The organism is Pseudoclavibacter sp. JAI123, assembly GCF_013409665.1.
GTDB lineage: Bacteria > Actinomycetota > Actinomycetes > Actinomycetales > Microbacteriaceae > Pseudoclavibacter.
In genome coordinates this window covers 2288976-2313190 of record NZ_JACCCM010000001.1, presented here as the reverse complement: position 1 = coordinate 2313190, position 24215 = coordinate 2288976, and the positions used below count along the sequence as shown (strand labels likewise).

General features: G+C 70.4%; 18 protein-coding genes. 12 read left to right on the top strand and 6 right to left on the bottom strand.

Annotated elements, in window-relative coordinates; translation table 11 throughout:
• The first annotated feature begins 148 nt into the window (after positions 1 to 148).
• Positions 149 to 2638, top strand: coding sequence for a LuxR C-terminal-related transcriptional regulator (locus tag HDC34_RS10810; protein ID WP_179556835.1), 2490 nt, complete (start codon positions 149 to 151; stop codon positions 2636 to 2638).
• On the opposite strand, the gene HDC34_RS10805 is transcribed toward HDC34_RS10810, so the two are convergent.
• The 3 genes from HDC34_RS10805 to HDC34_RS10795 are packed head-to-tail and all read right to left on the bottom strand — an operon-like array spanning position 2635 to position 7300.
• Positions 2635 to 3633 (bottom strand): NAD-dependent epimerase/dehydratase family protein, encoded by a 999-nt coding sequence (locus HDC34_RS10805; protein ID WP_179556834.1) that lies wholly within the window; start codon positions 3631 to 3633, stop codon positions 2635 to 2637. The genes HDC34_RS10810 and HDC34_RS10805 overlap by 4 nt on opposite strands.
• Complete coding sequence (locus HDC34_RS10800) at positions 3630 to 6281, bottom strand: alpha/beta fold hydrolase (RefSeq protein WP_308807309.1); 2652 nt, start codon at positions 6279 to 6281, stop codon at positions 3630 to 3632. Before HDC34_RS10800 ends, HDC34_RS10805 begins: the two co-directional genes overlap by 4 nt.
• The gene (locus HDC34_RS10795) at positions 6278 to 7300 is read right to left on the bottom strand and encodes a 3-oxoacyl-ACP synthase III (RefSeq protein WP_104311810.1); all 1023 of its coding nucleotides are present in this window, start codon (positions 7298 to 7300) and stop codon (positions 6278 to 6280) included. The genes HDC34_RS10800 and HDC34_RS10795 overlap by 4 nt, the downstream gene beginning before the upstream one ends.
• A gap of 110 nt (positions 7301 to 7410) precedes the next feature.
• Here HDC34_RS10795 and HDC34_RS10790 point away from each other — a divergent pair, with 110 nt between their 5' ends.
• Complete coding sequence (locus tag HDC34_RS10790) at positions 7411 to 8541, top strand: hypothetical protein (protein ID WP_146080779.1); 1131 nt, start codon at positions 7411 to 7413, stop codon at positions 8539 to 8541.
• Positions 8542 to 8611: 70 nt separating this feature from the next.
• Here HDC34_RS10790 and HDC34_RS10785 read toward each other — a convergent pair whose 3' ends face one another.
• Positions 8612 to 10312, bottom strand: a complete 1701-nt coding sequence (locus HDC34_RS10785) for a sodium:proton antiporter (RefSeq protein ID WP_179556832.1) — start codon at positions 10310 to 10312, stop codon at positions 8612 to 8614.
• Positions 10313 to 10504: 192 nt separating this feature from the next.
• Here HDC34_RS10785 and HDC34_RS10780 point away from each other — a divergent pair, with 192 nt between their 5' ends.
• Both HDC34_RS10780 and HDC34_RS10775 read left to right on the top strand, forming a co-directional pair.
• Positions 10505 to 11779, top strand: a complete 1275-nt coding sequence (locus HDC34_RS10780) for an LLM class flavin-dependent oxidoreductase (RefSeq protein ID WP_179556831.1) — start codon at positions 10505 to 10507, stop codon at positions 11777 to 11779.
• The gene (locus HDC34_RS10775) at positions 11776 to 13173 is read left to right on the top strand and encodes an NtaA/DmoA family FMN-dependent monooxygenase (protein WP_179556830.1); all 1398 of its coding nucleotides are present in this window, start codon (positions 11776 to 11778) and stop codon (positions 13171 to 13173) included. Before HDC34_RS10780 ends, HDC34_RS10775 begins: the two co-directional genes overlap by 4 nt.
• Positions 13174 to 13215: 42 nt before the next feature.
• Here HDC34_RS10775 and HDC34_RS10770 read toward each other — a convergent pair whose 3' ends face one another.
• Positions 13216 to 13914, bottom strand: a complete 699-nt coding sequence (locus HDC34_RS10770; RefSeq protein ID WP_179556829.1) for a MarR family winged helix-turn-helix transcriptional regulator — start codon at positions 13912 to 13914, stop codon at positions 13216 to 13218.
• A gap of 60 nt (positions 13915 to 13974) precedes the next feature.
• Between HDC34_RS10770 and HDC34_RS10765 the strand changes: the two genes are divergently transcribed.
• The 8 genes from HDC34_RS10765 to HDC34_RS10730 all read left to right on the top strand — a co-directional run bounded on the left by HDC34_RS10765 (position 13975) and on the right by HDC34_RS10730 (position 23671).
• Positions 13975 to 14859, top strand: coding sequence for a VOC family protein (locus tag HDC34_RS10765; protein WP_104311816.1), 885 nt, complete (start codon positions 13975 to 13977; stop codon positions 14857 to 14859).
• A complete protein-coding gene (locus HDC34_RS10760) occupies positions 14856 to 15503 on the top strand; it encodes an alpha/beta hydrolase (protein ID WP_179556828.1) in 648 nt (215 codons plus the stop codon). Before HDC34_RS10765 ends, HDC34_RS10760 begins: the two co-directional genes overlap by 4 nt.
• 118 nt (positions 15504 to 15621) lie before the next feature.
• Positions 15622 to 17223 (top strand): ABC transporter substrate-binding protein, encoded by a 1602-nt coding sequence (locus tag HDC34_RS10755; RefSeq protein ID WP_104311818.1) that lies wholly within the window; start codon positions 15622 to 15624, stop codon positions 17221 to 17223.
• Positions 17224 to 17226: 3 nt separating this feature from the next.
• Positions 17227 to 18264, top strand: coding sequence for an ABC transporter permease (locus HDC34_RS10750; RefSeq protein WP_179556827.1), 1038 nt, complete (start codon positions 17227 to 17229; stop codon positions 18262 to 18264).
• Positions 18261 to 19256 (top strand): ABC transporter permease, encoded by a 996-nt coding sequence (locus tag HDC34_RS10745; RefSeq protein ID WP_179556826.1) that lies wholly within the window; start codon positions 18261 to 18263, stop codon positions 19254 to 19256. The genes HDC34_RS10750 and HDC34_RS10745 overlap by 4 nt, the downstream gene beginning before the upstream one ends.
• Positions 19253 to 20917, top strand: coding sequence for an ABC transporter ATP-binding protein (locus tag HDC34_RS10740; RefSeq protein WP_179556825.1), 1665 nt, complete (start codon positions 19253 to 19255; stop codon positions 20915 to 20917). Before HDC34_RS10745 ends, HDC34_RS10740 begins: the two co-directional genes overlap by 4 nt.
• Positions 20914 to 22956 carry an FAD/NAD(P)-binding domain-containing protein gene (locus tag HDC34_RS10735; RefSeq protein ID WP_218854954.1) on the top strand — a complete coding sequence of 681 codons (2043 nt, stop codon included), beginning with the start codon at positions 20914 to 20916 and terminating at the stop codon, positions 22954 to 22956. The genes HDC34_RS10740 and HDC34_RS10735 overlap by 4 nt, the downstream gene beginning before the upstream one ends.
• Positions 22883 to 23671 carry a DUF1684 domain-containing protein gene (locus HDC34_RS10730; protein ID WP_179556824.1) on the top strand — a complete coding sequence of 263 codons (789 nt, stop codon included), beginning with the start codon at positions 22883 to 22885 and terminating at the stop codon, positions 23669 to 23671. Before HDC34_RS10735 ends, HDC34_RS10730 begins: the two co-directional genes overlap by 74 nt.
• A gap of 85 nt (positions 23672 to 23756) precedes the next feature.
• Here HDC34_RS10730 and HDC34_RS10725 read toward each other — a convergent pair whose 3' ends face one another.
• Positions 23757 to 24185 (bottom strand): RNA-binding S4 domain-containing protein, encoded by a 429-nt coding sequence (locus HDC34_RS10725; RefSeq protein WP_104311823.1) that lies wholly within the window; start codon positions 24183 to 24185, stop codon positions 23757 to 23759.
• Positions 24186 to 24215: the final 30 nt, after the last annotated feature.

The following is a 24215-nucleotide window of genomic DNA, read 5'->3' as shown; positions in this document are numbered from 1 at the left end:
GGCGCCGAGTGAACGTATACAACGCGCGTGTCCCCAAAACCGTATCGTGGGAGCGAGGCGTGGGAGCGGAGAAAGTATTCCGCGACCGTGCCGGACTCTGGGGGGAGTCCACAGCGCCTGGCGCTGAGAATCAGCAGGAGAGAAACGAATGTCCAGCACCACGCTCAACGGCGATCAACGCGGGGAAGAGCCGTGGCAGATCGCGGAACGCGACCGGCTCTCCGGCGTTGCGCTCGAGGGTCATGCCCTGACCTTCCTCGTCGGCATGCCGGGAAGCGGACGCACCACGCTGCTCCGGCAGATGCAGGCGAAGCTCGAGACCGTCGGCGAGGCGCATGTCTGGTGCTCGTCACGTTCTGAATTGCAACGTGTTCTGGATGACCTCGCAGCCGGCAAGCGCTCGGGGCGTCTCGCGCTGCTCCTCGACGACGTCATCGTCGCGCAGGACGACCAGCTCTGGGACCGCATCAGACGGCTGGTCATACCCGGAGACGACGATGGGGCTGCGGACCAGGGGAGCGCCCCGCGATTTCTCATCGCGTCGCTGTCGATGCCGGATTGGGCCTCCGCGCACGGAGCTGCCGGAGTGGTCCTCCGGCCTCGTGACCTCGCCTTCGACGCGTCGGAGCTGAATGCGGTCCTCGCAGCCAACGCGCCGGGCGCGCCTCAGGAACTGCGGATGCAGCTCCTCGACTCGTTCTCGGGTCATCCGCTCACGACTCGCGTCGCGTTGGAGCGATTCCGCGCCAACGCCCACGCTGAGGGCTGGTCCGTCGTCAGCGGCAGCTCGAGTGCCGCCATGACCCTGCAAGAGCTGCGTCGATTCGACCCCGCTGAGCTCGACCGCGTCGACGCCATACGGATGATGCGCGCCACCAGCGTCCTCCGGCGCCTCTCAAGAGAAGACCTCCACCTGCTCGCACCGGACCTCATCGACGACTACTGGTTCGACCAGCTCGCGTCCTCCCCGTACGGCGTCACGGAGATCAACCCGGTCTCCCTCGACGTCGAGTTCGTCTGGCACGCCGACACCTTCGCCCGCCTCAGCGCTGAGCGCTCACCCCACGAGGTCCGCGCGCTCGCCGCGCGCGCCGTGGCGGCCTTCCCGGGCGAGGGCAACGTCATGCAGCGGCTCTTCCTCTCCCTCCGGGCCCGCGCCTGGGGTGAGGTCGAGTCGATCGCGCAACGCCACTTCCGGACCATCTACGAGTACGCCCCGCGCGAGACCGTCGAGGAGATGCTCCAGGCCCCGGCAAGCGTGCTCCCGCGCCTCGTGAGCACGAACCTGCTCATCGCCCTCTTCCGCTGGCGCAGATTCGGCGCGACGCGGAGCGTGCTGCACAGCCTGCGCGAGTCCAGCATCGCCACGACTCGCATCGCCGCCAGCGACCCGATCGGCTTGTTCTCGCAGGTCACCAGGCACTCCCTGGCCACCTCCTTCGGGGGAGATCGTGCCGCGGCCGAACGCTGCCTTCGAGACGCGAAGGCCCTCATCCGTGATGCTGACGGGAAACTGCACGCCGCCCTCTACGCGTCGGCCATCGCTCGAGGGCGCTTCGCGGCCGACTGCCTCGTGCTGGTCTGGGCGGCAACGCTCCTCGAGGACATGCCGCTTGCTCTGGAACTGTCGACCATCGCTGCCGAGCACGGCCAGAGCTTCAACCGCACCGACATCGACGCGCTGCGGCACATCGAGATCATCGGGGTCATCTCCGGCGTGCGTCAGGCCGACGCAGCCAAGCTCACCGGTCGCTCCCTGCCGGGGTTCGCGGACTGCTTCGACCTGCTCGACAACGGTGAGGAAGCAAAGGCCCGCGACCTGGCGCGTCAGCTCCGCGACCTTCCGCGCTCCGTCCTCCCACACGACACCGGGGCGAGCGTGCGCATCCTCCTCGAGGCGCTCGTGGGCGATGAGGACCCGATCGCCGAGGTCGATGAGCTCCTCGAGCTGAGCGCGGCATCCTGGCGCGACGGGCTCCCATCCACGCTGCTCACCTTGTCGGCGACGACCTTCTACCTCACGCGTGGGCAGAGTGTGCGCGCACAGAAGGCGGCGGACTACTCCGGTGCGGAAGGCGACTGCTACGTGAGCCTTTCGCGCGCCCTCGTCGAGCTCGCGAACGGCCGCCCCGGGGAGGCGCTCGCGCACGCCGAGGCCGCCCTCGCCGATGACAAGATCGCCCCGCGCTTCGCCTCGATCGCGCGCACGCTCGCGGCACTCTGCATGCTCCGGCTCGGGAACCTGGATGCGGCCGCCAACCGCATCGCGACGATGGCCACGCAGTGCCTCGACGATCGAAACGCGAGGTTCGCGCTGCGCTTCGCGACAACAACCGACGCCGCCCTCATGACATCCATCAGCGACAAGCTGCCGAAGCGCATCGCCGACCTGCTTGTGGTCTCCGCACTGGACTCGCGGCCGCTCTCCGACTCCACCGTCGGCGAGGAGCTCTCGAGCGCCGAGATAGAAGTGCTCCGCCTCGTGGGGAGGAACTGGACCAACGCGCAGATCGCGGCCCAGCGCTTCGTCTCCGTGCACACGGTCCGCGCTCAGTTGCGCAGCGTGTTCCGCAAGCTGGGCGCCAGCGATCGCCGTTCGGCCGTGGCGGCAGCGGAACGGCGGGGGCTGCTCGACTAGCTTCGCTGGGCCTGCGCCGTGCTGCGCGTCGCCGCGGTGTGATCGGCGAGACGTTGCAGTCCCTCTTCGAGGGAGACCGCAGGCGACCAGTCGAGGTCGGCGCGGGTGCGGCGCTGGTCGAACCAATGCGCGGTCGAGAGCTGCTCGGCGAGGAAGCGCGTCATAGGCGGCTCATCCTGACCAGGTCGGATACGCCAGACGCCTTCGATGATCGACCCCGCTGCACGGGCCACCCCGGCGGGGACGCGCAGTCGCGGTGGCGGCGCACCGCCGGCCAGGCAGATGCCCTCCATGAGCTCGGCGACCGTGCGCGGCTCGCCGTTCGTGATCACGTAGCTGTTCCCGTGCGCGGCGGGCGCTCGACGGAGCGCCGCCGCGATCCCGGTGGCGGCGTTGTCGACGTAGCAGGAGTCGATGAGCGCCGCTCCGCGTCCGAGGAGCGGGAGGGTCCCTCTCGTCGCACGCTCGAGGATGCGCCCGATGAGCTGCGTGTCGCCCGGCCCCCAGACGAGGTGCGGGCGAACGGCGACCACCGCGAACTCGGGAGCGTCTGCCGCGAGGGCGAGCAGCTCTGCCGTCGCCTTCGTGCGCGCGTAGCTGCCGTGCGCGAGATCGGGCCTCGCCTCGTCGGCGCTCGCCCCGTGGATGGCGGCGCCGAAATGCGCCACCGACGGGGAGGACACCATGACGAAGCGGGTGGCACCCGCAGCCTTCGAGTGTGCGAGCAGATGCTTCGTGCCCGTGACGTTGACGGCCTCGAACTCGTGCTCTGCGCCGCTCAGCGACACCTTGGCGGCGAGGTGCACGATGCCTTCGGCGCCGGCGACGGCCCGTTCGACTGCCGCCTCGTCCGTGATCGATCCGAGCGCATCCGTCACCCCGGCGATGCCACTCGGACCTCGCTGCATCGTCGTGACCTCGTGGCCGCCGTCGCGCAGCTCGGTCGCGACGGCACGCCCCAGCATGCCGCTCGCGCCAGTTACGAGGACCCTCACGGTGCCGAGACCCGTTCCCCGGAGAGCGCGCGCTCAGCCCAGGCGGCCAGCGCGCTCCGGTCGATCTTCGAGTTGTGCCTGATATCGGTGGGGAGCTCAGGAACGATGAACGCGGCCGCGAGGGGATGCGTCGTGGATGCGCGCAGGGCGTCGGCGAGTTCCGCTTCGGCGACACGCACCCGACGGGTCGGCTCCCGCGTCTCGAGCACGGCAACCGCCTGCGCCGTGCCGGCTGGGCCCACGCCGACGACTGCTGCGCGCCGCACCCAGGGCAGCGTCTCGAGGTCCTGTTCGGTTCCGACGGGCGCGAGGGGCCCGTCTGCCGTCACGAACACGTGGGGGAGTCGGCCCTCCACCCAGAGGCGGCCTTCGTCGTCGAGGTGTCCGACGTCGCCCGTGCGATGCCAGCGCCCTTCGGAGGGCAGCTCGCGAGCGGCGGCGCGGTCCGTCATCGCGAGCCGGTCGTAGCGCTCCTTGAGGTGCGGGGCGCTGATGACGATCTCACCGAGCACGCCGGGCTCGGCCGAGGGCTCGCCCCGCGCGGCTCCCGAGGAGTCGAGGGCGCTGATGCGCACCACGTTGCTGCCGATGGGCGCGCCCACGCAGACCCCGTCGTCGGGGGCGAGCGCCGCGGCCGAGATGCCGTCACGGTCGATGTCGGTCACGAGCAGGCACTCCGTCATGCCGTACGGCGTGTGCGCCTCGGCGTTCGGCATGAGGGCGCACGCATCGTCGAGCAGTCTTGCGCCGATGGGCGCGCCCGTGGACAGGAACGTCTGGACGCGTTCGAGCGCCGCACGCTGAACCGCGTCCAACCCGTCGCGGGTCGCGACGACGTTGAGGATCGCCGCCGGCGACAGGAACACGATGCGGGCATCCGCCGCGATGACCGCATCGGCAACAGCCGTCGCGGTCAGCGTGCGGGGCGAGGTGACATCCATGTCTGGGGTCACGGACCGTGTCCCGAGGGCCGGGCCGAGCAGCGCGAACGGTGCGAACCCGGTGACGAGGCCGGAGTCGGCGGTGACGCCGTAGGTCTCTCGAAGCGTGTCTCGCACGGCCTGCAGCTGCTGATGCGTGTACACGACGCCCTTGGCAGGCCCCGTGGAGCCTGAGGTGAAGAGCACCGCTGCGAGGTCGTCGGGGCCGGGGGCCTCGGGAAGGGCCGCGCCGCGCCCGAGCTCGGCGACCTCGGCGAGCGAGTGGGCGACGCCGAGGGCCGCGCGGCTGCTGGCGGGGATGCTCGTGGCGCTGATGCGCAGGCCGGGCCATCCGAGCACCTTCGCCGCGGTCAGTCCGGGGACCTGTCCGATGACGACGTCCGGCCATGCGCCTCGGACGGCACGCGAGAGGCCCTTGACGCCGAGGCCAGCATCCGCGACAACGACGACCGCGCCGATGCGCAGGCAGGCGTAGACGACGGCCGTGAGGGTCACGCCAGGCTGCACGAGCAGCGAGACGCGGTCGCCGCGGCGGACGCCAACGGCGCTCAGCCCCGCGGCCAGCTCGTCGACGCGGGCGGCGAGCTGGCGCCAGGACACGGCGAGCGGCGCCCCGTCGGTTCCGCGGCCCATCTCGAGCGCGGCGACGGACGGGTCGTCACGGTGCTGGTCGAGGGCCGCCCACATGGGTGCGGAGCTGGGGGAGCTGCCTGCGGCGGGCGAGTTCGCCGGCTGCTCGCGCCGGCGCGCACGACCTGCGGCGACGTCGTCGAGCCAGGTGAGGAGATGCGTCGCGTACGGGGCGTCCTCGGCGATGAGGTGGCCGGCGCCTTCGAAGCGGTGCACCTCGGCGTGGGGGAGGCGTCGCATGAGGTCGCCGAGGTAGAGGTCGGTGAAGATCGGGTCGCGGGGGCCCCAGAGCAGCAGGGCGGGCACCTCGAGCTTCGCGACGCCGGAGGAGACTTCCAGCAGCGCGTCGTGGCTCTCGGTGTCTTCGTCGACGGGGATGTCGGCGACGAACTGCTCGATGCCGAGACGCGACGCGCGGTCCAGGTACGGCGCGGCGTATGCGCCCTTCACCTCGGCCGACAGCGGGGGGTTCGCAAGGGAGAGGGTCGTCTGCAGGAACGCCGGGCTGGTCGACGTGGAGGCGCGCAGCACCGGCCCGAAGCGCGCGAGCCGGAGGGCCGCCGGGATGGATAGGTCGCTCGGCTGGTCGACGGCGGTGTTGAGTGAGGCGACGGCGGTGAGCAGCTCCGGGTGGCGGACCGCCCAGCCGAAGGCGACGACGCCGCCCCAGTCGTGGCCGAGCGAGACGACGCGGCCTTCCAACGCGAGTTCGTCGGTGAGGGCGCCGAGGTCGAGGATGCGCTGCTCGAGCGTGCGTCGCACGTCGGTTCGCTCCGAGAAGCCCATGTCGAGCTGGTCCACCGCGACGACCCGCCAGGCGGTGCCCCCGGCCTCGGCGGCTGCGAGCGACTCGTTGGCAAGCGCACGCCACAGGTAGGACCACGTCGGGTTGCCGTGCACGGCCAGGACCGTGCCGGCCGGCTCGATGCCGAGCTGCGCGAGGGCCGGCCCGGTGTCGAGGAGGTGCCAGCCCCGCCTGGTGCCCGCGTCCGCGCCGACACCCGGCGCATCGACGATGCGGCTGAACCGGTCTTGGAGGCCTGGCAGGCCGGCGGGTGGGCGTGTGGCCGACCTCACCACTTGAGCTCCATCATGGCAGTGTTGAGTCCGGAGCCGACGCCCATGAGCAGCACTCGGTCGTCGCGCTTAAGAGTGCTCGACTGCAGGTCGAGCGTGATCGGGATGGAGGCGGGGCCGACGTTCCCGAGCGTCGGGTACGTCGTCGGCACTCGCTTCTTGTCGAGCCCCACGGCCTTGACGATCGCGTTCGTGTGCACGCGGGAGACCTGGTGGGTGATGTAGTGATCCATCGACGACCAGTTCCAGTCGGCCTGGGCTTCCTTCCAGGCGGAGACGACGAGGTCGAGTCCTCCCTTGAGGAGCGCCTTCGCGTCGGTGAACATGCCCTGCACGCTGCCGACGCAGAGCTCGTGGAACTGGGTCGCCGCCCGAGTCACGCCGCCGAGGATCTGGTGGCCCTCCGGATGCTCGTCGGTGCGGCCGAGGACGGCCGCGGCGGCCCCAGAGCCGAGCGTGAGACTCGCGAACTCGCTCATGAAGTCCTCGCGGCCGATGTCGTCGCGCAGCAGGCGGTTGATGGTGTTGACCTGGATCTCGTCGGCGTCCTCACCGTTGACGATGATGGCGTAGCGGATCTGTCCGGCCTCGATCATCTGGGCAGCGAGCGTCATGCCGTTCACGAAGCCCAGGCACGCATTGGCGATGTCGAAGTTGACGGCCGAGCTCGGCATCCCAAGCCCGTGGTGCATGCGGACGGCGACCGAGGGCTCGAGGTGCGTGCGGGTGACCGAGGTGTTGATGAGGAGGCCCACGTCGCTGGCGTCGACACCGGCACGTCGCAGTGCCTCCTGTCCCGCGGCCACGGTCGCGTCGGTGAAGGACTCGCCGTCGGCCCAGTTGCGCCGTTCCGTGACCCCGGCGACGCGCTCGAGGAGGTTGCCGGGCAGTTTCAACCGCTTCAAGCCCGCGGCCAGCTGGCCTTCGATGTCCGAGGAGGCGGTGGCCTTCGACGGAAGGCGGCTCGCGACCGACAGCAGCGAGACGTTGTGGAAGCGAGTAGTCGCGTTACCTGTCATAGATGTGATTTGCGTCCTGAGCCGTACGAGGGGTGTGGAGGGGCGTAACCACGTCAGTCTAGGTGTTCGACGGTGACCGAACTCTCAGGCCGAATCAATAGCGTGCAGAGATGTTGCCAAGTGATATTCCCACCCATGAAGATCTGCTTGAACTGACCGAGTACCGGGGCGAGGGCAGCGTGAGCATCGCCATCCCGGCATCGAGCGCGCCGAGCGAGTCGGAGGCTCTGCGACTCGAGCTGCGCGCGGCGGTGAGCCAGGCGGCGAAGGAGCTCGAGGCGCTCGGCCTGGACCGGGCGCGAATCGCGAAGACCCTCGATCCCGCGAAGCAGCTGGAGTCCGATCCGGAGTTCTGGCGGGCACAATCCCGGTCGCTCGTCATTCTGGCGGCCCCCGATCGCTTCCGCACCTTCCGCCTCGCCAACCGCCTCGGCCAGCACGTGGCCGTCGGCGACCGATTCGACGTCGGCGCGCTTCTGCGTGCCACCACCTTCCCCAACTGCGGGTTCGTGCTCGGGCTCTCCCGAGGAGAGGTGACGCTCTTCGAGGTGCTCGCCGACGCGAAGCCGCGCCAGCTGCCCATCGAGGGGCTTCCCGACGACCTGCCCCTGGTCCTCGAGCACACGACGACGGGCGGACGCTTCGACCGGCAGCGAGCGCAGGGCACGACGGGCGATCGCATCGGCCATGAGCGTTTCGCGAGGATCGTCCAGGAGCAGGTCATCCCGATCCTCCGGGAGTCGGGCGCACCGCTCATCCTCGCGGCGACGGGAGACTTCGACACCGCGTACCGAGCAGTGAACGAGTACCCGGGGCTCCTCGAGCAGCGCATCGGAGCGCATCCGGGGTCGCTGGCGGCCGGTGAGCTCGACGCGAAGGCGCGCGGCATCCTCGACGACCACTACCGCAGCGAGATCAACGCCTGGCGCGAGGAGTTCGGGACGAAGCGCAGCAATGGCCACGCGACGACCTCGATCAACGAGGTGGCGAGGGCCGCGTCGCAGGGCGCGGTTGCTGAGCTCTACTTCGACATGGACTCCACGCTCGAGGGGGAGCTCGACGAGCACGGCAAGCTGACGCGTGCCGAGACGCCCGGCCCGCACACCTACGCGATCGTCGACGAGATCGCGGCGCGCGCCCTCAAGCACGGCGCGAAGGTGAGGGCCGTGCGCAGGGGCGACCTGGTCGACGGCGCGGAAGTGGCCGCGACGCTGCGGTACCCGCTGGACTCCACGGCGTAGACCCGCGACCCGACGGGGTGGGGCGCGGACTCGGACCGAGTCGGCGCCCCACCCTTTCCCGTGTGCCCCCTTACGCGCCGCCGAATCGGAGCGCCTCGGTGTCGAGGCGGTTCTGCGCCTGCTCGATCGTCCGCGACGAGTAGGTGCCGGATGACCTTGCGTCGAGCAGCGCGAGCTGGGCGTTGTCGAGCAGGATGCGCGTGAGCTCGCGGCGCTGCAGGTGCGCGTCGTCGAGATCCTCGTCGAGCTCAGCGCGGTTGGCGAGCAGGCCACCCATGCGAGCCGCCAGCGTGCGCACCTGCTCGAGGACCTCTGGGTCGTACGATTGCCCGTCCGCGCGCCGCAGCTCGGGGTTCGCGAGTGATTCCTGCGCGACGTCGAAGACCTCGTCGGCGAGGCTCGAGAGCTCCCGCGCGTCTGCCTGCGCGTCGGTCCCGGTCACGCCGAGCCGCTTGATGAGCCAGGGGAGCGAGCCGCCCTGGACCACGAGCGTGACGATCGCGACCGTGAACGCGATGAGGACGAGCTGCGGGCGGTACGGGAAGTCCGAGGGCAGCGACTGTGCGGCGGCGAGGGTCACGACACCCCGCATCCCCGACCAGGCGAGCACGGCTCCGCCGCGCCAGCCCAGTCCCTCGTCCCGGTAGAAGGCCATGTCCGCGCTGGCCCGCTTCGCCCGGTCGAGCAGGCGTGGCCGCACGTTGTCCTTGCCGGCGACCCGCTCCAGGAACTGGTCGAGGCGAGGAGCGACGAGCGTGGCCCTTCGCTGTTCGCTTCGGAGCATCAGCACTAGGGGAATCACGAACGCGACCCTGATGAGGACGAGCGCGGCCGTCGCGAGGAGCCCGATCCCGACCGCGTGCAGGAGGCCGATGCCGTCCTCGTCGCCGTCGACCGACTCGATGAGCGCCGAGAGCTCGAATCCCATGAGGAGGAAGACGCCGTTCTCGAGGAGCAGTTGCGCCGTGCGCCAGTTCGTGCGCTCGCTGATGCGGTCCTGCGGACTGAAGCGGCTGGCACTCGCGTGCCCCGTGACGAGGCCGGCGACGACGACGGCCAGGACGCCGGAGCCTCCGATCTCCTCGGTGGGCACATACGCCAGGAAGGGAACCGTGAACGAGATCGCAGTCGTCAGGACGGGGCTGCCCAACCTCGACCGCACGAAGACCGTGACCGCCCCGACGAGGGCACCGAGCACCACGGCAAGCGTCACGGCGAGCACGAAGTCGCCGACGGCACCCCAGAACGAGAGCGCACCGGCCGTCGCGGCGATCGCGCTGCGCAGCATGACGAGCGCCGTCGCGTCGTTGACGAGCCCCTCGCCCTCGAGCACCGTGACGAGGCGCGGCGGCAGCCCGAGGCGCTTGCCGATGGAGGTCGCGGCCACCGCATCCGGGGGACTGATGACAGCGCCGAGGGCGACAGCTGCGGCGAAGTTGAGGTCGGGCAGCAGCGCGAAGAGCAGGAGGCCGCTGCCGAACGCCGAGATGATGACGAGCAGCACCGAGAGGCCGGTGATGGATCGCAGATTGCGGCGGAAGTCGGTCAGCGGAACGTTGACGGCGGCCGAGTAGAGGATCGGCGGCAGCACGATCGTGAGGATGATCTCCGGCGGGAACTCGAAGTCGGGGACCCCGGGGAGATAGCCGACGCCGATGCCCACGATGACCAGCAGGATGGGCGCGGCAACCCCGAGCTTCGGGGCGACCGCGGCGACCGCGACGATGATCAGGATCGCGGCGACGCCGAAGACTGCGAGTTCGAGCTCCATGGAACAGCAGACTAATCGGCTGGGGGAGATGGGCCGCTCCGGTACGCGCGTCGGAATGTTGCACTCCATTTCGGTCGGTGACGCGACCCGACGCCCATGCTCCGCGCGCGGACCTACGATCGGGCAACTCCCCGCACCGTCAGCGCTGCTGCCCCGGCGTGCGTGGGACCCCGATCCCGTGAGAGAGGCACCATGTCGAGACGCCAAGGACCCGGACGATTCACGGTCGGACTCGCCCTCCAGGGAGCGGGCTGGCACCCCGCCGCCTGGACGGTCCTGCCGCGCGGCGACGGCACCAGGCTCACCGAGCTCGGCTACTGGCGCGACCTCGTGCAGCACGCCGAGCGAGCCGGCATCGACTACGTCACCTTCGAGGACGCCTACCAGATCGAGGGGAGCGCACCGGACTGGGAGGCCCCCCGCGACCTCGCCGAGGTGTCGCTCGACGCGACCCTCCTGGCAGCGTCGCTCGCGCCGCTCACGATGCGCATCGGGCTGGTCCCGACCATCGGTCTGACGCACGCGGAGCCCTTCCACGCGGCCACGAGCATCCAGACCCTCGACTTCGTCTCCCTCGGCCGTGCCGGCCTGCGCGCGAAACTGAGCGCGAGCGCGGCCGAGGCCGCGAGCTTCGGCCGCAAGAGCTCACTCGGTCTCGACGCGATCTTCGCCGAGGGCACCGACTCCATCGAGGCCATCCGCCGGCTCTGGGACAGCTGGGAAGACGACGCCGTCATCCGCGACGCGAGCACCGGCCGCTTCATCGACGCCGACCGCCTGCACTACGCCGACTTCGAGGGGGAGCACTTCAGCGTCAAGGGGCCGTCGATCGTGCCCCGCTCGCCGCAGGGCCAGCCTCCCGTCTTCGCGCTCGCGCAGGCCCAGGAGTCGTTCGACTTCGCGGCTCGGCAGGCAGACGTCGTGTTCATCACGCCGGGTCGCTCGACGGTCGCCGAGCTGGTGGCGGCCATCCGGGACGCCGAGCTGCGTGTGGGCCGCACAGGGGAGCCGCTGCGCATCGTCGCCGACCTGGAGATCTTCCTCGGCGACGAGGACGGCTCCACCGAAGAGCACTTCCGCGCCCTCGACGAGCGCGTCCGCGCGGACTCCGGGTATCGCAGCGACACGAGGGTCGTCGTGCGCTCGAACGTCATCACGGCAGAGCTCATCGCCAAGTACGCGGATGCCGGCCTCGACGGCGTCCGCGTCCGCCCGCTCACCCACGGCGACGTCGCCGAGTTCGTCGACCGCGTTCGGCCGATGCTCGAGGCGAGGGGCATCGTCGCACCTCCCAATCCGCGCGAGAAGTCGCCGAGCTTGCGCAAGACGTTCGGCCTCGTCCCGCGCCCGGCAAACCGGTTCGCGGCCTCCCACGCGGAGCGGCCCGGAACAGCTGGCTCTGCATCGACTCGAGATGCCAGGAGCTCCGCACAGCCGGCATCCGCACGAAAGGCACACCGCGCATGACCAGCCCAGCGCTCAAGCAGGTCCACCTCGCCGCGCATTTCCCCGGCGTCAACAACACGACCATCTGGACCGACCCGGACGCCGGGAGCCAGATCGACCTCGCCTCCTTCCGCGCCTTCGCGGAGACAGCGGAGCGCGGCCGATTCGACTACCTCTTCCTCGCGGAAGGGCTGCGGCTCCGCGAGCACAAGGGGCGCATCCACGAGCTCGACGTCGTCGGTCGCCCCAACACGCTCGTGATCCTCGCCGCCCTCGCGAGCCTCACCACGCACATCGGCCTCGTCGGCACGCTCTCCTCCACCTTCAACGAGCCGGCGGACCTCGCACGGCAGCTCGCGACGCTCGACCACCTCTCCGGTGGGAGGGCGGGCTGGAACGTCGTGACCTCAAGCGACGCCTTCCACGGCCAGAACTTCCGCCGCGGAGGCTTCCTCGAGTACGCGGAACGCTACGAGCGGGCCGAGGAGTTCGTGCGGCTCTCGAAGCGACTCTGGGACTCCTGGGAGTCCGACGCGATCGCCGCGAACCCCGGCCGAGGGGAGTACCTGCGCCAGGACGGCGTGCACCGCGTCAACCACGTCGGCAAGCACTTCGACATCGAGACCATCTCGAACGTGCCGCGAAGCCCGCAGCGGTACCCGGTCATCGTGCAGGCCGGCGACTCACCGGCCGGGCGCGACTTCGCCTCCGCGAACGCCGAGATCATCTTCTCGCTGCACGCGGCCTTCGAGGACGGCAAGCGCTTCTTCGACGACGTCAAGTCTCGCCTCCCCGCCGTCGGGCGGTCGAAGGACTCGCTCCTCATCATGCCCGCCGCCACGTTCGTCGTGGGTGACTCCGAGGCGGATGCACGCGAGCGGTCCCGCGCGGAAGCGCTCGCCCAGATCAGCCCGCAGACGGCGATCGCGATGCTCGAGCAGGTCTGGGGGAGGGACCTGTCAGGCGTCGACCCGGACGGCCCGCTTCCCGACCTCGAGCCGGGTGACGAGCTCATCCGTGCAGGCCAGGCCAACGACCTCTCCAAGCAGCGCGCCCAGATCTCGAAGTTCCGGGAGATCGCGGAGCGCGAGTCGCTCAGTGTCCGAGAGCTCATGCTGAAGCTCAACACGCGCCACACGTTCGTCGGAACCGGCGCGCACATCGCCGAAGAGATCTCCCGCTACGTGCAGGGTGGTGCCGCCGACGGCTTCGTGATCGTCCCCTCGCTCATCCCGAACGGGCTCGACCGGTTCGTGGACGAGGTCATTCCCGAGCTGCAGGAGCGCGGCGTCTATCGCGAGGAGTACACGCCGGGTGCGACCCTGCGGGAAACCCTCGGCCTGCCATCCGAGCCGCCATCGGCAGAGGCCCCGAGCGGCCAGCTGCTCGGCGCTGGAGGGGCCGTCGGGGCCTGAAGGTCAGGGTGCGGCGATGAGCATCCCGCGGGCGGCCGGATGTCAGCGCCGCAGCGGCGCGAGGCCTCGCGCGTCGAGCGCGGTCTCCAGGAGACCGACGGCCCTCGGTCCCACGCCGTGCAGCGACAGGAGGTGCTCGCGGCTCGCGCCAGCGACATCTCCGAGCATCGTCTGACCCGCCTCGGCAAGCGCGCGCGCTGCCGGTGCGCCGATCCCGAGGCGCGCGAGCGGCTCCGTGTCGGCGGCCGACGGCTCGGCCGGGACCCGGTGCACGCCGAAACGGTCCTCTGGGTCGATCCGGCCGAGCAGCTTCTGGGAGAGACGGCCGAGCGTGCTGAACTCCTCCGGGGTGAGCGCGTCGACGATGAGCTCGCGCACCTTGGCGACGTGCCCTGGCGCGGTCTCCTCGAGGAACGACATCCCCTCGTCGCTGAGCTTGGCGATCTTCGCCCGTCGATCGTCTGGGTGGCTCGTGCGCTCCACGTAGCCTCGCTGCTCAAGGCCGAGGACGACCCTGGACAGGCGGGGGAGCGTCGCGTTGGTGCGTGTGGCGAGGTCGGTCATCCGCAGGCTGCGCCCGGGCGACTCTGAGAGGACGGCCATCACGAGATACTCGTAGTGCGTGACGCTGGCGTCGTTGCCGAGCTGAGTGTCGAGTGCCCCTGGGAGGAGCTCGACGACCCCGATGAAGTGCAGCCACGAGTGCTGCTCGTCTGCGGTCAGCCATCTCGGTTCGCTCATGGCCCCATTCTCCCGACTTTTACTTGTAGATGCAAGTTTTTGAGTGCTACGGTTCCAGGCATGACGACAACAGACGGCGACAAGCTCGACGCAGGCACCGGCATGGGCCTCGTCTCCCTCCACGTCGGCGACCTCGCCGCGCAATCCGAGTACTACCGAACGGCCCTCGCGCTCGAGCCCATGGCCGAGGCCGACGGCGAGATCACGCTCGGCCGTGGACGGGTGCCGCTCGTGCGCCTGCGCCACACCCCAGGCCTCCCCATTCCTTCGCGCCGTGCCGCGGGACTCTTCCACACCGCGCTCCTCTTCGAGACGCCGAGCGACCTCGCCGCGACCGTCTACCGAGCCGCGCAGCACCAGCGCTCGCAGTTCGTCGGCTCCTCCGACCACCACGTGAGCGAGGCGTTCTACTTCACCGATCCAGAGGGCAACGGCATCGAGCTCTACACCGACCGGCCCCGCGACACGTGGCTCGACGCCTCCGGCCGCATCGCCATGTCGACCGAGTTCCTGGACCCGAACGCCTACCTGCGCGCCAACCTCGTCGAGGCGACCGCGGATGCGCCGCACACGGCGGCTGCCGACGTGGGCCACGTGCACCTGCAGGTCGGCGACGTCGACACCGCCAAGGGGTTCTACGTCGACACCCTCGGCTTCGAGACGACCACAACCTATCCGGGTGCCCTCTTCGTGAGCGCGGGCGGCTACCACCACCACGTCGCTCTCAACGTGTGGAACAGCGCAGGGGCCGGCCCCCGCGCGGCAACCCTCGGACTCGGCCAGCTCACCATCGAGGTGCCAGCGCGGGATGAGCTCGACGCGGTCGCCGAGCGGCTGCGCGGCGCAGGCCTGCAGTTCGCCGACGACGGCGCCTCCATCACCGTGCTGGACCCGTGGCGCTCCGAAGTGGTGCTCCGAACACGCGACCAGGCGGTCGCCGCGTGAGCCACCTCGCCATCACGACGGCCCTCACCTCCGCCGGGGGAAGCCTCCAGGACGATGCGGCCGACCGTCCGATCCTGCTGCTCATGCACGGCTACGGCTCGCACGAGGACGACCTCACCAGCCTGCTCCCGTCGCTCGGCGACCGTTTCGCCTGGGCCTCGCTTCGCGCGCCGCTCGTCCTCCGCCAGCAGACGCCCGCCGAGGTCGGCTCCTACGCGTGGGTCCCCATCGATCGTCCTGGACTGCCGGACCCGGGGCAGGCCGCGGCCGCGACCGACGCGGTGACGGCCTGGCTCGACGAGCACACCGCGCCCACCGCGAGCATCATCCCCATCGGGTTCTCCCAGGGCGGGCTCATGGTGACGCAGCTCCTTCGACGCGACCCGCAGCGCTTCGCGCGCGGCGCCGTGCTCTCCGGCTTCTCCCTCCAGGGCGAGCAACCCGGTGACGCTGAGCTCGCGCGCCTCCGCCCGCCGGTGTTCTTCGGCCGCGGAGACCGGGACCAGATCATCAGCGACGAGACGTTCGAGCGCACCACGGGCTGGCTCGCGGACCACGCCACCCCGACTGAGAAGGTCTACCCGGGGCTCGCGCACGGCATCTCGCCGCGGGAACTCCAGGACCTCGCGGCCTTCCTCGCCTGAAGGCCGCCGCGCGGAATGTGACCCCGCGTGTCCCCCTGGTACTCGAGATTTCGGCCGCCCGCTTCCGCGGGCGGCCGTCTTCCTAGTCTCTGGACATCCCCACCACGAAGGAGTCCAGATGACCCGCTCGACCAGATCCCTCTCCGCTGCCGCCCTCGCTGCAGTCGGCATGATGGCCCTGGCGTCGTGCGCCGGGCAGTCTGGGGCGACTCCGGCGGCGGATGCGGACCCCGTGCAGGGCGGCAACCTCCGCGTCGGCATCCTCAGCGACATCGGATGCATCGACCCGGCGCAGGTCGGCAACAACAACAACGTCAACATCGCCCGCCAGACCGTCGCGTCGCTCACGACGCAGGACGTCGAGACCGGTGAGGTGCTTCCGTGGCTCGCCGAGTCGTGGGAGATCTCCGACGACGCCAAGGAGTTCACCTTCACCCTCGCCGAAGGCCCGACCTTCGCCGACGGAACCCCCATCGACGCGGAGGCCGTCAAGGCGAACGCGGAGGGGATCCAGGCGCTCGGCGCGAAGTCGCCGCTGGGCAATCTCTACCTGGCCGGCCTCGAATCGGTAACAGTCGTTGACCCGCAGACCGTCACCTACACGTTCGCCGAGCCCTCCGCGCAGTTCCTGCAGGCGACCTCGACCTTCACGCTCGGGCTCGTCTCCACGGAGAGCAGCAAGCTCAGCCAGGAGGATCGGTGCGCCGGCGACCTCGTCGGCTCCGGCCCCTTCTCCGTCGAGTCCTACACGCCGAACGCCGAGACGGTGCTCTCAGCGCGTGAGGATTACGCCTGGGGAGCATCCACGACGGGCAACACCGGGCGCCCGTACCTCGACACCATCACGTACTCCGTCATCCCCGAGGCATCGACGCTCACCGGCTCGCTCCAGTCCGGCCAGCTCGACGTGTCGACCGACGTCTCCTTCGTCGACCTCGACCCGCTCAAGAGCGCAGGAGCAAGCGTCGAGAACCGCGCGAACCCCGGTGTCGTGTACAACCTCATCCCGAACGCATCTCATCCGATCCTGTCGGACGAGAAGGTGCGTCTCGCCGTGCAGAAGAGCATCAACCGCGAGGAGCTCCTCGCGCTCCTGACGCCGGAGGACAGCCCGGCGACCAGCGTGCTCGCAACGTCGACCCCGTACTACAGCGACAAGAGCGACATCCTCGAGTTCAACACCGAGGAAGCCGCCAAGCTGCTCGACGAGGCGGGCTGGACCGAAGGAGCGGACGGCGTGCGCGAGAAGGACGGGCAGAAGCTGAGCTTCGAGCTCGCCTACTGGCAGCCGACGACGAACGTGCTCGAGCAGGTGCAGGTGCAGCTGGCGGCCGTCGGCATCGACCTGCAGCTCCGCGAGGCGCCCATTGCCGACGTCACCGCCATCAACGACGGCACGCAGCCGTTCACCTGGGCCAACATCACGCGAGCCGACCCAGACGCGCTCCGCATCTTCTTCTCAGCCGAGGGCGGCAACAAGTACAACTACCGCGAGGTGGGCCCGATCGACGAGGTCCTCAACTCGCAGGCAGCCGTCATCGACGCGGATGCGCGCCAGACCTCGGTCGACGCCGCCGTCACGCAGCTGCTCGAGGAGGGCTACGCGGTTCCCGTCATCCAGCTCTCGACGAACCTCGTCCAGGCACCCGGAGTCCAGGGCACGCAGTTCGAAGCCTCCAGCCGGCTCGACTTCTCGGCAGCCTGGAAGGCCGCGGAGTAGTTCATGGTCCGCTACTTCGCCGCCAGGCTCGCCCTGGGGATCTTGGTCCTCTGGGCGGCCTTCACGCTGTCGTTCCTCCTGCTCTACCTGCTTCCCGGTGACGCGGCCGCAGTGGCCGCGGCCGGCGGAGGTGAGGGCGCGGCCGATCCTGCGGCCGTCGAGGCGCTGCGAGCGGAGCTCGGGCTCGACGCCCCGTTCCACGAGCAGTACCTCGCGGCCCTCGGCGGCGCGCTCGTCCTCGACTTCGGAAGCTCCGTGCAGAACGGCATTCCCGCGACCGAGGTGCTTGCCCGTGCCCTCCCGTCCACGGCGACGCTCGCCGGGGCGGCGCTTGTCCTCTCCGTCGTCGGCGGCGTCGGCCTCGCGATCGTCAGCAACCTCGTCCGATCAACCTGGCTGCGCGGCATCCTCCAATCGCTGCCGTCGCTCGCCATCGCCGTCCCGACGTTCTGGCTGGGCCTGCTCCTCCTGCAGGTCTTCTCCTTCCAGCTCGGCTGGGTGCCCGCCTTCGGGAGCACCGGATTCGTGGGGCTCATCCTGCCCGCGCTCACGCTGTCCATCCCGACGGGGGCCTACCTCGCGCAGGTGCTGACGCGCAGCCTCCACGAGACGCTCGCGCGTCCGTTCATCGAGCAGGCCAAGGCGAAGGGCGCGGGCGACACGCGCATCCTCGTCCGCCACGCTCTTCGCAACGCAGCCCTTCCGACCCTCACGATCGGCGGTGTGCTCGTGGGCCAGCTCCTCGCCGGCACCGTCGTCACCGAGACCGTCTTCTCCCGCGACGGCGTCGGCCGCATGATCGTGACCGCCGTCGCGAACCGCGATATCCCGCTCGTCATGATCGCCGTCGTCTTCGCCGCGGTCGTGTTCGTCGTGACCAACCTCATCGTCGACGCGCTCTACCCGCTCATCGACCCGCGCCTGACGCATTCCACCAGACAGCAGCGACCCTCATCGAGGCGCCGCACGACGCCGACGCTGACACCCGGGCTCGCCCCGAGCGAACCAGCCGACGCAAGCAAGAAGGGGGTCCCAGCATGAGCGAGGCTCTTCTCGAGACCGTGCCGGGCGTCACCCCGCTCAGCCGCACGGAACGCTACGTCGCACCCAGCGGCCTCGACAACCCGGATTTCCGCGACAACCCGGAAGGGCGAGGGCACGGGACCGCCGAGCGGACGCCGCAGCCGGTGCCGGAGCCGGTCAAGCCGTCGTCGTTCGCACGCTTCAGCGGCCTCCTGCGCCTCCCGTCCCTCATCCTCGCGCTCGTCGTGCTCGCCACGGTCATCGCCTGGGCGATCATCCCGTCCGTCTTCACGCCGTACGACGCCGTCAACGGAACCCTCCTCGACCGCCTGCAGTCGCCGAGCGCCACGCACCCCTTCGGTACGGACAACCTCGGCCGGGACACCCTCGCTCGCTTCATCTACGGATCGCAGACCACCCTCTTGGCCTCCGGCCTCGCCGTGGTCATCGCCCTCGGCACCGGCGCGCTCCTCGGCCTCCTCGCGGGCTACCTTCGCGGGTTCGTCGACGAGGCGATCATGCGGTTCATGGACGTCATCCTCGCGATCCCGGCGCTGCTGCTCTCGCTCACCATCATCACGGGGCTCGGCTTCGGGACGCTCAACATCGCCATCGCGGTCGGCCTCGCCTCGACCGCGGCCTTCGCGCGCATCATGCGCTCGCAGGTGCTCTCGGTCGCGACGGCCGGGTACATCGAAGCGGCGAAGCTGTCAGGCGCCCGCTGGCCCAGCATCATCTTCCGCCAGGTGCTGCCCGCCGCGATCACCCCGGTGCTCGCCCTCGCCGCCATCGAGTTCGGCGCAGCGGTGCTCGCCATCTCCGCGCTCAGCTTCCTCGGCTTCGGCGCCCCGCCGCCCCAGCCCGAGTGGGGCGCGCTCATCTCCGAGGGACGCGACTACCTGCAGGCCGCCTGGTGGCTCACGACGCTGCCCGGCCTCGTGATCGTCGCCGTCGTGCTCTCCACCGCCCGCCTCTCCCGCTGGCTCCAAGACCGAGGAGACCGCTCATGACGTCAACGCAGTCACCCGTCCCCGGCGAAGCTCCCGCCGGGCCCCTGCTCTCCGTGCGCGGCCTCCGGCTCGCCTACAAGGGGGCCACGACGCTCGCCGTCGCCGGTGTCTCCTTCGACGTCTACCCGGGCGAGCAGGTCGCGATCGTCGGCGAGTCCGGCTCCGGCAAGACGAGCGTCGCGAAGTCCATCGTCGACCTCCTCCCGTCGAGCACCGACGTCCGCGCGGACGCGCTCCGCTACGACGGGCTCGACCTCACCGCCCTCACCCCGCTCGAGTGGCGCGCCGTGCGCGGCGCACGCATCGGCCTCATCCCGCAGGACCCCTCCGCGTCACTCAACCCGCTGCAGACGGTCGGCTCGCAGGTCGCCGAAGTGCTGCTCATCCACGGCCTCGCGACGAAGAAGGATGCGCGCGCGCGAGCCGTCGAGCTGCTGGCGGATGCGGGCATCCCGGACGCTGCGAAGCGAGCAGCCCAGTACCCGCACCAGTTCTCCGGCGGCATGCGGCAGCGTGTCCTCATCGCGGCGGCGCTCGCCGCCTCACCGGGCCTCATCATCGCGGACGAGCCGACCAGCGCCCTCGACGTGACCGTGCAGCGACAGATCCTCGACCTCATCGCGGAACGCGCCGCCGTCGCCTCCACGTCGGTGCTCTTCATCACCCACGACCTCGGCGTCGCCGCCGACCGTGCGGACCGCATCCTGGTCATGCAGCACGGCGTGATCGTCGAAGCGGGACCTGCCGAGCAGGTGCTCGAGGACCCACAGCATCCGTATACGAAGCGACTCGTCGCGGCCGCGCCGACGAGGACCTCGACCCGGCTCGCGCCGGCGCAGGGCGCCCTCGCGATCGACCGGAGCAGGCCAGTGCTCGAGGTCTCCGGCCTCAGCAAGACCTTCCGGCTGCCCGGCGGGGCGCGCGTGGATGCGACGAAGGACGTCGCGTTCTCGATCGCGCGCGGCGAGAGCTACGCGCTCGTCGGAGAATCGGGCTCAGGCAAGAGCACGACGGCGCGACTCGCGCTGCTGCTCGAACGGCCAGACCAGGGCAGCATCCGCCTCGACGGCGTCGAGGTCGCCGGAGCACGAGGCGGCGCGCTCAGGGCATTCCGTCGTAGGACGGGACTGGTGCACCAGGATCCGTACTCCTCCCTCGACCCGCGGTTCACCGTTGCCGAGTCCATCGAGCAGCCGCTGCGCGCCTTCGGTGTCGGCGACAAGGCCTCACGGCGGGCACGCGTGCTCGAGCTGCTCGACGATGTCGCGCTGCCCGCGAGCTTCGCCGAGCGGCGGTCCGCGCAGCTCTCCGGTGGGCAGCGCCAGCGCGTCGCCATCGCCAGGGCGCTCGCGCTCAAACCGGAGCTCATCGTGCTCGACGAGGCGGTGTCGGCGCTCGACGTCTCCGTGCAGGCGCAGATCCTGCAACTGCTCGTCGACCTCCAGGCAGAGCACTCGCTGAGCTACCTCTTCATCACCCACGACCTCGGCGTCGTGAGGCAGATCGCGGACAGGGTCGGCGTGCTCCGCGGGGGAGAGCTGCTCGAGGAGGGCACGGTCGACGAGGTCTTCGAGCGCAGCACCAACGACTACACGCGGGCGCTCGTCGACGCGATCCCGGGCGGGCGGCCCGCCGAGCGCGTCCTGGAGCCCATCGCATGACCTCCGCCGCCAGGCTCATCGACAGCGACAGCAGCAAGGGGGCGCGCTGCATCGCCGTGCTCGGCGCGGGCCCGCGCGGCGCCGGACTGCTCGAGCGCATCGTCGCCAACTACGACGCCGACGCCACCGGTCAGCTGGTCGTGCACCTCATCGACCCGCACCCGCCGGGCGCCGGGCGCATCTGGCGCGACGCGCAGTCCGGGCTCCTCAAGCTCAACTCGCTCGCGGCCGACGTCACGATGTTCACCGACGAGACGAGCACCATCGAGGGGCCAATCCGAGAGGGCCCATCGCTGGTCGAGTGGGCGCAGCTCGCGACGCGCGGCGCCCTGCCCGGGTACGAGCTCGACGCGGAAGACCCGCAGCTCGCCGCGGAGATCCGGGCACTGGGTCCCGCGAGCTTCCCCACCAGGCGGCTCCAGAGCCGGTATCTCGGCTGGTTCTTCGAGCAGGCCGCAGACGCCGCGCCGGAAGGGCTGACCGTGCTGGTGCACACCGCGCAGGTGACGGGCGTCACGACGCTCGAGAACGGCTCCCAGCGGGTCGAGCTCGATACGGGTGACGGGCTCACGGTCGACGTGGTCGTCTACGCCCTGGGCCACTCGGGAACGCGAGTGCATGAAGGGACGAGGACCGCCGAGCTCAGCGACTTCGCGGCGCGCCACGAGCTCGCGTACGTGCCGCCCTCGTTCACGGCGGACGCCGACTTCAGCGCCGTTCGAGCGGGGGAGCCCGTCATCGTCCGCGGACTCGGACTCGCCGCCGTGGACCTGCTCGTGCTGCTCACCGAGGGCCGGGGCGGAACGTTCGTGCCGAGCGTGGACGAGGGACGTCTGACGTACCTTCCCTCAGGGCGCGAGCCGCGCATCCTCGTCGGCTCCAGGCGCGGTGTCCCCTACCACTCGAAGGTCACCAGCGTGCTGCAGGGAGAGCCCTTCGAGACGCGGTACTTCACGCCGGACATCGCACGGGAGGTCGTCGCGGGGCACGAGATCCTCGACTTCCGCACGCACTTCTGGCCGCTGCTCGCGAAGGAGATGCTCCACGGCTACTACCGGGAGCTGTTCACGGGCCACCCGGAGCGCGTCCGCATCTCCTGGGTCGAGTTCCGGGCTGACCTCGACCGTTTCGGCGCGCAGTCTCCGGAGCTCCACGACGCGGTCGTCGCGGCGCTCGTCGACCCCAGCGACGAACTCGACATCGAGACCTTCGACCACCCCCTCCGCGGTGCCGTCGCCACGGACGTCGGGTCGGTCTCGGCCTCGCTGCACGAGTACATTCGCGAGGACCTGCGGCGCAGGAACCGGCAGGAGCACAGCGAGAGCCAGGGGCTCTTCCTGGCGCTGCTCTTCTCGTTCATGACCTTCGTCGAGTTCCAGGACGCGCCCAACTGGTCACCAGCTTCCCTCGCAGGCGACGTGCGCGTCTGGTGGAAGGGCTTCTTCAGCTATGTCGCCTCCGGCCCACCGGGGCACCGCCTCGACGAGCTCCTCGCGCTCAGCGAGGCCGGTGTCGTGCACTTCCTCGGAGGCGACCTCCGGGTCTGGGAAGACGAGGAGACCGGGGTGTTCCACGCGAAGGGGAGCACGCTCGAGCAGGGGGTCTCGGCCCGCGCGCTCATCGACGCCTGGCTCCCGGACTCCGACGTCGCGCACACCGACAACGACGCCCTGCGCCAGCTCATAGCATCCGGCGAGGGGCGCGAGCGGATCGCGGCCACGCCGGAGGGCAGCCTCGCCACCGGCGTCATCGAGGTGCGGCGCGCTGACTCGCGTATCGTGCGGGGCGACGGCACGGCGCATCCGCGACGGTTCGCCGTCGGGCCGTACACCTCGAATCCGTTCGTGGGGGCCTTCTCGCGCCCGAGGACGAATGCCGTGTCATTTCGCGAGAACGACGCCGTCGCGCTGAGTACCTTGAGACTTGTCGGCGACATCAGCAGAGAGAACCAGGATCGGGAGCAGCATGAGCACGCAGCAGAGCACCACCACCGGAGACCAGTTCGGCAAGCGCTGGGCGGCCTGGCACGACAGTCGTGAACGCGCGGTCCGAGCCCCGTATGGGCCGGCGGCACTCGTCGCCACGAACTGGCTCGCCGACGGCGTCGAGCTCGAGCTCGACACCGTAGCGGGCGCCTGGACGATCGAGGACGGGGCTGTCGTCGGCACTGGCCTCGCCTCGAGCGGATACACGGATGCATCCGGTCAGGCAGTCGGAGATCGGGTCACGCTCACCGCGGGCGAGGAGCTCCGCGACGGCGAGCGCATCCTTCGGGCCTTCGCTCGCGACGACCAGCGCGCACTTCGCGTACTGGACCCGGCCGCGCCCGGACGCGCGGCGCTGCTCGGCATCGACAGCTACGCGCCCGGTGACGGCTACGTCGTCTCCGCCACCTTCCGACCGTCGACCGAGCAGGTCGATGTGCTCCAGGCCGACGGCTACGTGTCCAGGAAGGACCTCGGCGGGAAGCTCGACTTCACGCTCGGCGGAGCCCGGTTCTCGATCGACGCCGACCACGCAGAGGCTGGACTGCAGGTCGTCTTCGCGGATGCGACCAGCGGCGACGAGAGCTACCGGTTCCGGTTCCTCACCGTCCCGGCGCCGGAGGCCGACGGGACGACCACGATCGACTTCAATCGCGCGTACCTCCCGCCGTGCGCCTTCAGCGACCAGTTCGTCTGCCCCACGCCCGCCGCAGACAACCGCCTGACGGTGCCGGTGCGAGCGGGGGAGCGCAACGCGATCACGGCGTAGGACTCGACGTTCCCGACGGGAGCTTCGTCCCGCCGGAGCCTGGTTCGGACCATCCGCGGGCGGCCGACACGCGTCGGCCGCCGGCTCAGTCCTCCGCGTCCCAGGGCTCCGGTTCGATGTCGCGCCCGCGGATGCGATCGATCTCGCGCCGCTCGCGCTTCGTCGGCCTGCCAGCACCTCGGTCGCGGAACGCGATGGGCGCGGCGAACTCGCGCGGGGGAGGTGGCGGTGAGTTGTCGATGAGCGCCTTCGCCGCGATCGGTGCGCCCACGCGCTTCTTGAGCAGCTGCTGCGCGACGAGGATCCGATCACGATCGGTGCGCACGCGAACCTCGTCGCCGACGTGGATGCGCTGGGCGGGCTTCGCCCGGTCGCCGTCGATCTTCACGTGCCCGGCCTTGCAGGCGGCTGTGGCGGCGCTGCGCGTCTTGAAGATGCGCACGGCCCAGAGCCACACGTCGACGCGCACGGACGCGGGGCCGGCTTGGGGGGAGCCATGCTCGTCGGGGTCCATCCGCTGATCGTAGCGAGTCCGGGGCCGTCC

Coding starts and splice junctions, on each gene's coding strand:
- HDC34_RS10810 (WP_179556835.1), top strand. CDS start 149: ATGTCCAGCACCACGCTCAACGGCGATCAACGCGGGGAAGAGCCGTGG.
- HDC34_RS10795 (WP_104311810.1), bottom strand. CDS start 7,300: ATGACAGGTAACGCGACTACTCGCTTCCACAACGTCTCGCTGCTGTCG.
- HDC34_RS10790 (WP_146080779.1), top strand. CDS start 7,411: ATGTTGCCAAGTGATATTCCCACCCATGAAGATCTGCTTGAACTGACC.
- HDC34_RS10785 (WP_179556832.1), bottom strand. CDS start 10,312: ATGGAGCTCGAACTCGCAGTCTTCGGCGTCGCCGCGATCCTGATCATC.
- HDC34_RS10780 (WP_179556831.1), top strand. CDS start 10,505: ATGTCGAGACGCCAAGGACCCGGACGATTCACGGTCGGACTCGCCCTC.
- HDC34_RS10775 (WP_179556830.1), top strand. CDS start 11,776: ATGACCAGCCCAGCGCTCAAGCAGGTCCACCTCGCCGCGCATTTCCCC.
- HDC34_RS10770 (WP_179556829.1), bottom strand. CDS start 13,914: ATGAGCGAACCGAGATGGCTGACCGCAGACGAGCAGCACTCGTGGCTG.
- HDC34_RS10765 (WP_104311816.1), top strand. CDS start 13,975: ATGACGACAACAGACGGCGACAAGCTCGACGCAGGCACCGGCATGGGC.
- HDC34_RS10755 (WP_104311818.1), top strand. CDS start 15,622: ATGACCCGCTCGACCAGATCCCTCTCCGCTGCCGCCCTCGCTGCAGTC.
- HDC34_RS10750 (WP_179556827.1), top strand. CDS start 17,227: ATGGTCCGCTACTTCGCCGCCAGGCTCGCCCTGGGGATCTTGGTCCTC.
- HDC34_RS10745 (WP_179556826.1), top strand. CDS start 18,261: ATGAGCGAGGCTCTTCTCGAGACCGTGCCGGGCGTCACCCCGCTCAGC.
- HDC34_RS10740 (WP_179556825.1), top strand. CDS start 19,253: ATGACGTCAACGCAGTCACCCGTCCCCGGCGAAGCTCCCGCCGGGCCC.
- HDC34_RS10735 (WP_218854954.1), top strand. CDS start 20,914: ATGACCTCCGCCGCCAGGCTCATCGACAGCGACAGCAGCAAGGGGGCG.
- HDC34_RS10730 (WP_179556824.1), top strand. CDS start 22,883: ATGAGCACGCAGCAGAGCACCACCACCGGAGACCAGTTCGGCAAGCGC.
- HDC34_RS10725 (WP_104311823.1), bottom strand. CDS start 24,185: ATGGACCCCGACGAGCATGGCTCCCCCCAAGCCGGCCCCGCGTCCGTG.